The organism is Paraburkholderia sp. RL17-347-BIC-D (assembly GCF_046027915.1).
Lineage (GTDB): Bacteria > Pseudomonadota > Gammaproteobacteria > Burkholderiales > Burkholderiaceae > Paraburkholderia.
On the sequence record NZ_JARESS010000001.1, the window covers coordinates 23402 to 36074 of the forward strand.

Sequence of the window (12673 nt, forward strand, 5' to 3'; positions counted from 1 at the left end):
CGGTGCTTGCCGTGCCTTTGTCGTTGGGGGCATTTGAACGGTGGAGGCGATGCGCAGAGAGTCTGTTGCAAGCGGATTGGCGCGCAGCGTTAGCGGCTTAAGCGCCGGCGCGACACGTTGCCGGTGAATCCACCTGCAATTCACGAATGGTCATGAACGGGCTTGCTACCCGGCTCCTTGATAGCGCGAATGTCATGCGTTTCATTCGGCCGGGATGAGTTGGGTTGGGTCAGGCAGCGCTGTTCAAGCAAAGCCGAGCGAGCGGTTCACACGGACGACGCGTTCTATTTCACAGCATCACGCAGTAGACCGCGCGCGCGCCCGACCTCGCGCTGTGCCTTCGCTCTTCGCGGCGTTGCCGCTAGCAATGTCCTCGAGCACCAGCTCAGTCGTGGCGGCGAAGTGCTGACGCAGCAGTTCGCACGCCCGGTCGGCGTCACGCGCGAGCACAGCTTTTACGATGTCCTCGTGCTCTTGCGCGAAATTGCGTGAAGCCGCGTGAGGGGCCTGGATCGACTGATGCCGGTAGCGGGTCGTCTGGATGCGCAGGGTCGCGGCAAAACGCTTGAGCCACTTTGATCTGCATCCTTCCAGCAGGGTGGAGTGAAACTTGTCGTGCGCGAGATCCCATGCCGGGTTGACGCGTTCTGGATTTCCGATAATGGGCGGTAGGCTGTTCACCTGGTGATAGGCCGCTAGCAACGCACCTTCCCATTCGAGGTTTCCACTCTCGATCGCGTCACGAAGGGCGTCGCATTCGATACGCTGCCGCACTGCCGTAATGTCTTCCAGGTCCGCGCGAGAAATTTTCGTTACGCGAAATCCGCGCTGGTCCTCGGCTTCAACGAATCCGCTCATTGCCAGTCGTGAAACTGCTTCACGCAGCGGAATCGCGCCAGCCTGGTAACGGTCCGCCAGTTCACGGATCTTCAGCTTCGAGCCAGGCGGCAGCACGCCGGTCACGATGTCCTGGAGAATCGTTTCGGCCAGCACAGATGCCATGGTTCGGCCAGTAGAGCCCGGCATGTCAAACATATCGTCCACAGAATCCTCCCGGCTGCACCACTATAGGTATCGAGAAATTATATCCAGTGTCAGGGTTAACATGCAAAGACGAAAATATATATATTTATTAAATTTGTATCAAACGTTGCGAGGCAACGAACGAACTCTTGAACCACCGTGGAGCCGTAATGAGATACGTACACTTTTCGCCCGATGGGCACCAACGTCTGCTGGGCGTGTTGCAGGGATCGACGATCACCTCTTTGGGTCACGCAACGCTTGAGGAGCTGCTGGCGTCGGGAACGAACCTGACGGCATATGCGAAGGCCGGAATTGTCAAAGGCACGGAGTATTCTGCTGACACCGTGAGGTGGCTGCCGCCTCTTGCTCGTCCGGGTAAGATCGTTTGCGTTGGCCTGAACTATGCGGACCACACTAAAGAAAGCCATTTCGAGCCGCAGAGCTACCCAACGTTGTTTCCCCGCTTTGATAGCAGTTTGATCGGACATCTGGCACCCATGATCCGTCCCCTCGTATCCGATTCGTTGGACTTCGAAGGCGAAATGGCCGTGATTCTTGGCGGCGGCGGTCGCCATATTCCAAAGGCCCGAGCCTTGGAATGCGTGGCGGGATATTCGATCTTCAACGACGGTTCGATCCGCGAGTACCAGTTCAAGGCGCCCCAGTGGACTGTGGGAAAGAATTTTGACGGCACTGGCGCTTTCGGGCCCACATTCGTGACCGCCGATGAGTTGCCCGCAGGCGGCGCGGGACTCAAACTGGAGACCCGGCTAAACGGGAAGGTCGTGCAGGCGGCCAACACGAGCGACCTGGTATTCGACGTGGCGACACTCATTGCGATCATCAGCGAGGCCATCACGCTTGCGCCGGGCGATGTCATCGTGACTGGCACGCCGGCCGGTGTTGGTTGGGCAAGAGAGCCGAAACTGATTATGCGCGACGGCGACGTCTGCGAGGTTGAAATCGAAGGGCTCGGTGTACTGAAGAATACTGTGCAAGACGAAAAGCCGGCGGACTGACAGCACGGCATAAGAGATCGGAGGAACTATGAGACAAATTCGCGTCCCCGTATTCGTTGTTGGCGCGGGCCCCGCAGGACTGACAACCGCCGCGCTGCTGGCGAAATACGGCGTGGAGGTGCTCGCTATTACCCGCTACCCTGGCACCGCACACTCGCCGCGCGCACACATAACAAATCAGCGTACCGTCGAAGTGTTTCGCGACCTTGGCATCGAAGATCGCGTGCGCGCGCTTTCCACGTCGAACAAGTTGATGACCAACAACGTTTGGGCAACGAGTTTCACTGGAACTGAACTCGGCCGCCTTCAAACCTGGGGGACGGGAGAACAGCGAAAGGCTGACTATGAGATGGCCAGTCCGTCCGAGATGTGCAACGCGCCGCAGCATTTGCTGGAACCGGCAATATTGACGGCCGCACGCGAATTCGGCGCGAAGGTTCTCTTCAATACCGAACTCGTATCGATACGTCAGACCGAGGAGGCTGTGTTTTCCCGCGTGGTTGATCGGCTAACGGGAGAGGAAATAGAGGTCATTTCAGAATACGCGGTAGGCGCTGACGGCGCACAGAGCCTGGTAGTCAAAGATATCGGCTTCGAACTCGAAGGAGAGATGGGGCTCGGTTACGCATTGAATTGCTGGCTTGAGGTCGATCTCAGTCAATACTGTGCACACCGTCCTGGGGTGCTGTACTGGATGTATCAGCCCGGCTGTGACTATTGGGTGGGAAGCGGGGTGTGGATCTGCGTGCGCCCGTGGAACGAATGGGTGATGGTATCGATGTATAACCCCGCCGACGGGGAACCGGATCTCAGTGAGGACGCGATCATCCGGAGGGCTCGCGCGACGATTGGCGACCCGGATATTCCGGTGCGTGTGAAGGCGGTATCGAAGTGGACGATTAACCGCATGGTCGCGCGCCAGATGGTGAAGGGACGTGTCGCAATCGCGGGTGATGCGGCGCACCGCCATCCGCCCGCCAACGGGCTCGGATCGAATACATCAGTGCAGGACGCATTCAATCTGGCTTGGAAGCTCGCCTTGATCGTCAAGGGACAAGCGGCTCCTTCGCTGCTGCAGACATACTCCGATGAGCGACAACCCGTGGCCGAGCAAGTGGTGAACCGGGCGATCAGGTCGATGACGGATATGTTGCCCATTTCACAGGCTTTGGGCTTCCGCGATGGCCAGGGAGCCGACGAAGGGTGGGCTTCACTGGACGAGCTTTTCTCCAATACGTCCGTGGGCCGCACGCGCAGGAAGCAATTGGCCTCGGCGATCGATCTGCAAAATTACCAATTCAACTGCCACGGCGTCGAATTGGGTCAGCGGTATACCTCCGCCGCGGTCGTGCGAGACGGCGCCCGCTTTCCCGAGCCAAGCCGGGACGCGGAACTGTATTATCACGCGACCACCACACCCGGCGCGTATACACCCCACGCGTGGATTCAACACGAGGGCAGGCGCGTCTCTACGCTTGACCTCGTCGGGCAAGGCTCCTTTGCGCTCTTGACGGGCATGGGCGGCCAACCCTGGGTCGAAGCACTCCGACAGGTCAGCAACGAATTCGGTATTTTCGTGAATGGGTGGGTCATCGCTCACGGCTCATCGACCATCGACGCTTATGGGCGCTGGGGAGAACTCCGGGAAATCGAGGACGGTGGTTGCGTGGTGGTTCGGCCGGACCGGTTTGTCGCGTATCGGGCCAATGATCTCGTCGCCGACCCATTAGGAACATTGCGGCGGGTATTCGCGCAGATACTCGGCCGGGAGCCGCAAAGCATGTCTGCCACGACGTCGCATAGCGCTACAGCTTCGACTCTTGCCGGGAGAGAATGACATGACCGCTTCAACTGTAAGCGTAGGAACAGCCGGCATACACTCGGTCGATCACTTCGCGCTCGAAGTTCCTCGACTCGACGAGGCGAGAGAATTCCTTACGGCCTTTGGATTCCGGGTACAGGAGGAGGAAGGTCAGTTGCTGCTGCGCACTGCCGGCAGTGCCCATGTGTGGGCGCGGATTTTTGCCGGCACGCGTAAGCGATTGGCCTATTTGTCTCTGAACTGCTTCGCCGATGACTTCTCGAAGATCCGCGCGCAGATCATCGAAGCGGGCGGACAAGAAGCGACACCTCGAATTGAGTCCGCCAAACATGAAGGGTTCTGGTTTGAAGACCCGGACGGCAATCTGTTACAGCTCAAGGCAGGGCCCAAGACGTCGCCAAATTTCAAGCCGCCTCGTGACGCTGAACCCGCGCTGCCTCGGCTACGCGGCGCAGTCGCCCGCGAGAACGCAGAGCCGGTTCAGCCGTTACGGCTTGCGCACGTCGTGATGTTCACCCCGGACATTCGTCGCACGGTCAGTTTCTATGAGCGTTCGGTTGGGGTGCGTCTGTCCGATGGCTCGGAAGGTATCGTCGCTTTCATGCACGCGCCTCACGGCAGCGACCACCATATGATCGCGTTTGTTCAGGGGGCGGCAAAGGGTTGGCATCACAGCGCATGGGACGTTCCCGACGTCAACCATGTCGGACTCGGCCAAATGCAGATGCAGCGCGCTGGATACCGCGACGGTTGGGGCGTGGGCCGGCACGTGCTCGGCTCCAACTACTTTCACTACGTGCGAGACCCGTGGGGTTCATTCTGGGAGTATTCGGCCGATATCGACTTTATCGCCCCTGGCGGCCAATGGGCCGGCGGCAATCATCCGCCTGATGATTCACTCTATCTATGGGGGCCCGACGTGCCGGGCTACTTCTTCGAGAACACTGAAGACGGAGTCTGCGCATGAGCAAAGTCATTATCACCTGCGCCATAACCGGAGCGATCCATACTCCGTCGATGTCGCCTTATCTGCCTGTTACGCCGGACGAGATCGCGCAGAGCGCCATTGAAGCAGCCCAGGCTGGAGCGGCGATCGTCCACTTACACGCGCGCGATCCCCTCGATGGCCGTCCATCCCAGGCACCGGAGTTGTTTCGCCGGTTCGTGCCCGCCATTAAGGAAGCCTCGGATGCGGTCATCAATATCACCACGGGCGGGGCGCCTACGATGACGGTCGAGGAGCGGCTGCAACCGGCACTTGAGTTGCGGCCCGAATTGGCGTCGCTCAACATGGGTTCAATGAACTTCGGGTTGTACGAAATGCTCGGGCGCTTCAAAGACAAGCTTAAATATGACTGGGAGCGCCCATATCTGGAAGGAAGCGACGATCGCATCTTCAAGAATACATTCAAGGATATCGCCTACATCCTGCAATCGTGTAGCGAGAACGAAACCCGGTTCGAGATTGAGTGCTACGACATTGGCCATCTTTATACGGCCGCGCACTTTCTCGACAGGGCGCTCGTTAAGTCACCCCTTCTCATACAGTCCGTATTTGGTCTACGCGGTGGCATTGGCGCACATGTCGAGGATCTCATGCATATGCGCCGTACGGCTGATCGATTGTTCGGGAAAGATTATGTCTGGTCTGTGCTCGGGGCCGGGCGTAGCCAGATGCCGCTCGCGGCGATTTCTGCCTCTGTCGGCGGAAACGTGCGTGTCGGACTCGAGGATTCTCTTTGGGATGGCCCCGGCAAGCTCGCAAGTAGCAACGCGACGCAGGTAAGGCGCGTTCGCACCATCATTGAAGCCCTGTCGCTTCAAGTGGCGACGCCCGATGAGGCTCGCGCCATGCTGAATCTCAAGGGACGCCATAGCGTCGGCTTCTAAAGAGACGTGTCTGCGATGCTTCGGCGTTGCCTGTGCCAGGGCAATGCCGGAGCTATTTCTGGTGTCGCGAGTAGAGATTCCCGCAGAGGCAATAGTCCGCATCGTTCGGAATGCGGATGGTCTCGTCTTCCACATCGATTCGATTGGTATTGCGACGGGCGCAGAGCCAGATACTCGGCCGGCGCTCTAGTGGCCACGACGAGTGACGTCGTTCTAAAGATCGTCGTCACTCCCGGAACCTGGACTCAAATGCACTCAGTCCAGCGTGGCTCGAGCGAGAAATGGGGCGAGGAGTTCCCGGGCGATCTCCGGCGTCACGACCTCGGAGGGTGCGAGCTTCTCGTAGGTGTAGCTCTCCGGGTCGTCGTAGATACGCTCCGCGATGAGCTTCGGCTTCGGCTCGTTCGTGTACGTGAAGATCTGGAAGAGGTGATGCGTCATCAGGTAGTGCGCCGCGGGGTCGGCGTCGATGCCGTGGTCCTTCAGGCACACGCCGGGCACGACGTGAGTCCATACGGCTTCCGTCGTGACGCCGTAGTCGTCGACGCCCATGTTCATGGTTCGTGCGCCCATCACGTTCTGGCGTGTTTCAGCGGCTTCGCGATAGAAACCTTCGACGGCCACCTTGCCCGTCAGGACGTGCATCTGGCGCCGGTCGCCAACGCGATACATCGGTTCCTCGACGGTGAGTTCAGGAACGATGATTTGATCCCAGTATCCCGCCACTTCCAGCAGCAAATGGCGCAAGTAGTTCTTTAACATGGCCCGATGATGCGGATTAGTCGTCTTGTGGAGAAATGCTTCGACTTCTCGGGGCCATTGGGTTACGTCGAACTTTGCGGGGACGTGCATCAACGTCAGCGCATCCGTTGTGGGCATTTCTCGGCCTGGCGCCGCCAGGGTGGCATATTTCATGACTAGCTCCTATGGGTTGCCCGTGGGTCTTCGGCCGGCGTCGTCGTACAGCGACAAGGGCGCAATGGATTCTGCCGTACCGTCGAATCTGATCGGTCGAGGTCACGAACGCAACGGCTACGTCGGCCTGTCAGAGACCAGTGATCGTGATTGAACTCGTTTCAAGTGATAGGAAGTATGGTTGCGCGCTGCATCCGCGTCCAACGATGAATACTGACATCGTGATCTCAAAGTCAGATCACGACGCCTCACTCCGGGTTGGCTGCCGGGCTTTTGTGCAGCGCAACCCTCACATTCAATATTGCGTCGTTGCCAGTGAGTGCCTCCCGAGTCTCGCGGCGAAAGTCTGGTCTTCGAGCGACGATCACCAACGCAGATCAAGCGCCCAATTTTTATCATTAGACAGTGATCGCGACCTCTCCGATAGTTTGTCGAAGCCACGTGCAAGGAACTTGGACGTGCAACCATTCCCGGAGACTGCCATGCAAATTCAACCAATGACAGACGAGCAGCGCAAAGCTATCGCGATAGAGTTCTTCAGACGCGTAGATCGTGGGGGCGACGTTCTTGAACTATTTGATGAGAAGGCCGAATTCTATTTTCCGAAATGGGGCGTCGCTCATGGTCGTGGAGAGATTGCCCAGTTTCTCGAAGACCTGAGCGGGATTCTCGCTGAGATTTCGCACGACATGGCCTATGCGAATTTTGTTCAGCAAGGCGATCGGGTGGTGGTCGAAGCCACGTCGTCCGGGAAGCTAAAGAGTGGCGCGGGGTGGCGTGCAGGGACCACACATGCCGGGCGATGGTGTGACGTATTAGAAATTCGCGACTTCCGGATTCAGCGCTGCTTCGTCTATCTTGATCCCGACTACGCGGGGGCCGACACGGAACGCTATCCATGGCTCGATGGCGAGCCCACGAGCCGATACTGAAGAGTGCTTGCTCTTGTCACGGGCTGCACGCTATCGAGGCTGGACGGTGCAAGCGCTGCAGTTTGCTATTTTCAACCGAGACGGAGGCAAGCTGGTTTGGCCTTAAGCACTTGACACGACGCTCGGAAGGCTATATTTCTCGACAGATACCATTCGGGAAGTCGATAAATGCTCGACGGCGTATCCATGGATCAGCTGCGTACTTTCATCGCTGCCGCGGACGAAGGAAGCTTCTCTGCGGCAGGACGCAAGCTTCGCAGGACACAGTCCGTGGTGAGCCAGACGCTCGCCAATCTGGAAAGCCAGATCAATGTGTCGTTGTTCGACCGCAGCGGTCGCTATCCGCGACTGACGGAGCAAGGTGCCGTATTGCTGTCACAGGCGCGGCTCGTCGTCGGCGGCATGGATGGTTTCAAGTCGACGGCGCGAGCAATCGCAGAAGGACTTGAACCGGAGCTTTCCGTCGTGGTGGACGTCATGTATCCGATGGACTCACTCACGGTGGCGGTTGGAGAATTCCGCGACGCGTTTCCTCACACTCCATTGCGGTTATATGTCGAAGCTTTGGGTGCGGTAGTGCAGCGAGTGCTGGAGCGCACGTGCAGGCTCGGCATTAGTGGTTCCATGCCGGCCGTGCCCGAAACGGTTGATGCCGAGAAGCTGCTCGATGTGCCGATGGTCACCGTTGCCGCTCCGAAACATCCGCTGGCATCGCTTAAGAGAGTGATCCGATCGCGCGAGTTAGAAGAGCATGTGCAGCTTGTACTGACGGATCGCACGCCGCTGACCGATGGGAAGTCGTTCGGGGTCTTCTCTCCGCAGATCTGGCGGTTATCGGATCTGGGCGCAAAGCATGCGTTTTTACGAGCGGGCCTCGGATGGGGACACATGCCTACGGCGATGGTGCATCCCGATCTGGCTTCAGGCGATCTGGTACCGCTGCGAATCGAAAACTTTCAACCCCGAACGCCGCCGATCGCCATGTATGCGATCTATCGCAGAGATACACCGCCGGGCCCTGCAGGCCGTTGGTTCCTCGGTCGACTAAAGCAAACCTCAAACGAAGACTGACGGTCGCGGCCGGGTGACGCCTCTTTATCACGGTTGTATTCCATCCAGGAACTCCACAAGCAGCGCGTTCACCATCTCAGGCGCTTCCTCTCATGAAGCCGCCCATTGACAAACCACCCAATACGGCCCGGTACTTCGAACTCAGAAAGTTCATCTGACGCCTGGACATTGTGTGGTCGATCGCATCTGCAAACCGCCGTGCGGAGATGTCCGTCGCAGGGAACCCATAAGTCAACACGATGGGTTCCATTAAAATATATAGGCTTCCGTTGGGGTAGGTCAGCATCTAACCTTCGGTCATGTCATCCTCAAAAGGAAATTGTCATGGCGAATGTGTCTGATCTACTGGAAGCGGACAATCCCGTTGTCCGGCCGGCTAGTCTTCCGCGCGCCATTGTGGCGCGTACTCAGGGGCGCCGCCACGGGCCGGTCACGCGCATCGTCAGTCCCGCCGAACTGGGCGAACTGATCAAGCCGTTCGTGTTCCTGGACTACTTCGATTTCACGCCGTCGAGCGACGCACTGTTTCCAATGCATCCGCATTCGGGTATCGCGACGATCACGGTCCTGCTCTCTGGCAACCTGAGCTACGAAGACACAACGGGCGCGTCGGGCGTGTTGTCCGCGGGCAGCGTTGAATGGATGAACGCGGGCAACGGCATCTGGCACGACGCCAGTCCCGCGGACCTCGAGCGCTTTCATGGTTACCAGATGTGGGTGGCATTGCCGCGCGAAGTCGAGAATGGGGAACCGCAAACCCAATATCTTCCCGCGCAGGCCATCCCGCGTGTCGGTCCTGCGCGCGTCATTCTCGGCAGCTACAGGGACACACACAGCCCGGTATTGTCTCCTGATGGAATCAACTATCTGCATGTACGGCTCAGGGCAGGCGAGCAATGGCGCTATGTGCCGCCCGCAGGACATACCGTGGCCTGGACCCATGTGCATCGGGGCGCGCTTTGCGTCGCCGGTGAGCGTCTGCGTAGCGAGCTCGCGGTCTTCGCCGAGTCCGAAGACGCTCTCGACTTCACCGCGGACACCGACTCCGAATTCATTTTCGCGTCCGCGGTAAAACACCCGCATGAGCTGGTGCTCGGCTACTACTCGGTGCACACATCAGAGGCCGCGCTGCAAGCGGGAGAAGCCCAGATCGCACGAATTGGCGAACAGCTTCGATTTCGCGGCCGCATCCGGTAGTCACCCAAGCAGTCCCCTTGGCATTCCTCTCTTTTTCTTAAACTTAAGGCATTCGTTATGAACTCAACCTCTGCAAATTCTTACCCGACTCTTCCGCTGATTGGGCGCATCCTCATCGCTGCCATCTTTCTCGTGAGCGGCCTTAGCAAACTCGCAGCGCCGGGAGCGACCATCGGCTACATCGGGTCGCTGGGATTGCCAGTGCCGCTACTCGGCTATCTCGGCTCGATGGCGCTTGAGCTGGTTGGCAGCGTTCTGCTGATCGTCGGCTATCGGACGAGACTCGTTGCCGTGCTGCTGGCCGTGTATTCGATTATTACCGCACTCATCTTCCACCACGCGCTTGGCGACCAGAACCAGATGTTCCACTTTCTCAAGAACGTCGCGATGGCCGGCGGTTTGATTCAGGTCGCGGCTTATGGTGCAGGCGCATTCAGCTTTGATAACCGTCGCGAACTGCCGGTGGCGGGTACCGCACAGTAACGACGCTCGGGGCGGCCCCGGGTCGTCGCGGTAATACATCTGTAGCACCCCTGCGGCGCCATGACGGTCCGCTTCATCACCCAAAGGAGATTGCGATGGCCAAGGTACTGGTTCTCTACTATTCGTCGTACGGGCATATCGAGCAGATGGCTGAGGCCGTCGCGCAGGGCGCCCGCAGTGCGGGCGCGCAGGTCGACGTCAAGCGCGTACCGGAAACGGTGCCTGAGGAGGTCGCCAAAGGCGCGCATTTCAAGCTCGACCAGGCCGCTCCGATCGCAACCGTCGCCGACCTCGAGAACTACGACGCGATCGTTGTGGGTACCGGCACCCGTTATGGTCGCATGTCGTCCCAGATGGCCGCGTTCCTCGATCAGACCGGTGGTTTGTGGATGCGTGGGGCACTTAACGGCAAGGTTGGTGGCGCCTTCGCGTCGACTGCCACTCAGCACGGCGGGCAGGAAACCACGCTTTTTTCGATCATCACGAACCTGATGCATCTCGGCATGGTTATCGTTGGCCTGCCTTATAGCCATCAAGGGCAGATGAACATGAGCGAGATCGTCGGCGGCGCGCCTTATGGCGCAACCACCGTCGCTTCTGGCGACGGGTCGCGTCAGCCGAGTGAAATCGATCTGGCCGGCGCACGCCACCAAGGCGAACTGGTGGCGAAGACGGCGGCGAAGCTGTTCGGCTAACGCTTTTCCTGGCAAGTCTTTGAATGAGCCACGCATTATCGCCCGACGAAACACGACAATATATCGTTATGCTAATGAAGAGTCCTATCAAGGATTGCGTGTGAGGAATCACCGTGGTCGCGAATAGCGCGTTGAGCCTGGCCGGTGGCAAGTTGCGTGATCGGCCAGATGCTGGTGGTCGACGGAAGGATGATCATTTGTGGCCTCGAGTTGCCGTGACCGGCCCCTGGAGTTGTGGACTGAAAACACTCGCATTTCAACTGTTCTGGAGCATCACATGACCCGTAGCAACCCAAGCGAAGAAGCAAAGGCTGTAGTTCGCCGCAATACCGAAGAGGTACAAGGCGGCGGTAACTTCGACGTATTCGAAGAACTGTTCGCGGACGACTTCGTCGACCACACGCCACAGCCGAACTGCACGCCAGATAAGAATGGCGCACGCGGCCTCTATCACGCGCTGCGTGCCGCGTTCCCCGACTTCCACGCGAATATCCATTGGCAGGTTGCCGACGGCGATCTGGTGACAACCTACAAGACGTATCACGGCACACACGAAGGCACGTTCCTCGGCGTGCCGCCCACCGGTCGAAAGATCCATTTTGAAACAGTCGACGCGATGCGCGTGCGCAACGGCAAGATCGCGGAGCACTGGGGTGTTGCCAACCTTTTCTCGGTGATGCAGCAACTCGGTGCTTTTCCTGCAGGCGAGACGAAGGCGTGAAGAACCGGCTGTGCCTACGTAGCGTCGTCATGATGCCCGCTACGCACCGCTAGACTGTCGGTTCAGTACATACAGCTAAGTTAGCGTATTTATAAGGATACCAAATTGAGCGATATTCTTAAGGACAAGGTCGTGCTGGTCACCGGTGCGGCTAGCGGAATTGGCCGGGCCATTGCGATTAGTGCAGCGCGGCATGGAGCGAAGGCAGTGATCGTCTCAGACGTCACTGAAATCCCGCACGAGGGCGGCAGACCGACCACCGCCGAGATTGAAGAACTGGGTGTGCGCACGCGGTTCCAGCGCACCGACGTGACGCAGCACGGTGAAGTCGACGCGCTGGTCGATGCGTCGGCTGAGTTCGGTGGAGTCGACGTGATGGTTTGCAACGCCGGCATCACGCTGCGCGAGGACGGTCCCGAGGTCGCCGAGAGCGACTACCGGAGGCTAATGGCGGTCAATCTCGACGGCGTGCTTTTCGGTGCGCAAGCGGCGGCGCGTCAGATGAAGGCGCGCGGCAAGCCAGGCAGCATCGTGTTGATGGCGAGCATGGGCGGTATCGCGGGCGCCGGAATGACGGTCGCTTACTCCACCAGCAAGGGTGGCGTCGTGCTGATGGCGAAGGCTCTCGCAGATGCACTCGGGCCTGACGGTATCCGCGTCAACGCGGTTTGCCCCGGCACGATCGACACGCATTTGCTGCGCACCAATCCCGGCATTGCCGCAGCCTCGGAAGGCTTTCGGCAACGCACTCCGCTGCGCCGTCTTGGGAAGCCGTCCGAAATTGGCGACGCCGTTGCGTGGCTCGGTTCGGACATGTCGAGCTATGTGGCCGGCATTGCGTTGCTTGTTGATGGCGGCCTGCTCTCGGTCATCTGATAAGTCACCGCGACTGTACATGTACG

General features: G+C 58.9%; 13 protein-coding genes. 11 read left to right on the forward strand and 2 right to left on the reverse strand.

The features are described 5' to 3' along the window. Positions 1-297: 297 nt before the first annotated feature. Positions 298-1035 (reverse strand): GntR family transcriptional regulator, encoded by a 738-nt coding sequence (locus tag P0D96_RS00115; RefSeq protein ID WP_408311635.1) that lies wholly within the window; start codon positions 1033-1035, stop codon positions 298-300. Between the two features lie 158 nt (positions 1036-1193). Here P0D96_RS00115 and P0D96_RS00120 point away from each other — a divergent pair, with 158 nt between their 5' ends. From P0D96_RS00120 to kce, 4 genes are read left to right on the forward strand one after another with little or no spacing between them, the layout of a single operon-like run. Next, a complete protein-coding gene (locus P0D96_RS00120) occupies positions 1194-2045 on the forward strand; it encodes a fumarylacetoacetate hydrolase family protein (RefSeq protein ID WP_408282589.1) in 852 nt (283 codons plus the stop codon). A gap of 28 nt (positions 2046-2073) precedes the next feature. After that, entirely contained in the window at positions 2074-3882 is a 1809-nt protein-coding gene (locus P0D96_RS00125; protein ID WP_408310635.1) for an FAD-dependent oxidoreductase, read from the forward strand. A 1-nt stretch (position 3883) separates the two neighbouring features. After that, entirely contained in the window at positions 3884-4834 is a 951-nt protein-coding gene (locus tag P0D96_RS00130; RefSeq protein WP_408310638.1) for a VOC family protein, read from the forward strand. Beyond that, positions 4831-5757, forward strand: a complete 927-nt coding sequence (gene kce / locus P0D96_RS00135; protein WP_408175977.1) for a 3,5-dioxohexanoate:acetyl-CoA acetone transferase — start codon at positions 4831-4833, stop codon at positions 5755-5757. The genes P0D96_RS00130 and kce overlap by 4 nt, the downstream gene beginning before the upstream one ends. A 255-nt stretch (positions 5758-6012) precedes the next feature. Here kce and P0D96_RS00140 read toward each other — a convergent pair whose 3' ends face one another. Then, positions 6013-6672 (reverse strand): hypothetical protein, encoded by a 660-nt coding sequence (locus tag P0D96_RS00140; RefSeq protein WP_132374069.1) that lies wholly within the window; start codon positions 6670-6672, stop codon positions 6013-6015. A 482-nt stretch (positions 6673-7154) separates the two neighbouring features. Between P0D96_RS00140 and P0D96_RS00145 the strand changes: the two genes are divergently transcribed. The 7 genes from P0D96_RS00145 (at position 7155) to P0D96_RS00175 (ending at position 12647) form a co-directional block, all read left to right on the forward strand. Further along, entirely contained in the window at positions 7155-7604 is a 450-nt protein-coding gene (locus P0D96_RS00145) for a nuclear transport factor 2 family protein (protein WP_408175980.1), read from the forward strand. Positions 7605-7772: 168 nt separating this feature from the next. Continuing rightward, positions 7773-8675: a LysR family transcriptional regulator gene (locus P0D96_RS00150; protein ID WP_132374071.1), complete on the forward strand. Its 903-nt coding sequence runs from the start codon at positions 7773-7775 to the stop codon at positions 8673-8675. Positions 8676-8999: 324 nt separating this feature from the next. Continuing rightward, positions 9000-9872, forward strand: a complete 873-nt coding sequence (locus tag P0D96_RS00155; protein ID WP_408310640.1) for a pirin family protein — start codon at positions 9000-9002, stop codon at positions 9870-9872. Between the two features lie 57 nt (positions 9873-9929). Next, the gene (locus tag P0D96_RS00160; RefSeq protein WP_408176185.1) at positions 9930-10355 is read left to right on the forward strand and encodes a DoxX family protein; all 426 of its coding nucleotides are present in this window, start codon (positions 9930-9932) and stop codon (positions 10353-10355) included. Positions 10356-10450: 95 nt separating this feature from the next. Then, positions 10451-11050 carry an NAD(P)H:quinone oxidoreductase gene (wrbA, locus tag P0D96_RS00165; RefSeq protein ID WP_408310643.1) on the forward strand — a complete coding sequence of 200 codons (600 nt, stop codon included), beginning with the start codon at positions 10451-10453 and terminating at the stop codon, positions 11048-11050. A gap of 277 nt (positions 11051-11327) precedes the next feature. Next, complete coding sequence (locus P0D96_RS00170) at positions 11328-11771, forward strand: ester cyclase (protein ID WP_408175986.1); 444 nt, start codon at positions 11328-11330, stop codon at positions 11769-11771. 105 nt (positions 11772-11876) lie between these two features. Continuing rightward, positions 11877-12647, forward strand: coding sequence for an SDR family NAD(P)-dependent oxidoreductase (locus P0D96_RS00175; protein ID WP_408310646.1), 771 nt, complete (start codon positions 11877-11879; stop codon positions 12645-12647). Positions 12648-12673 lie beyond the last annotated feature (26 nt).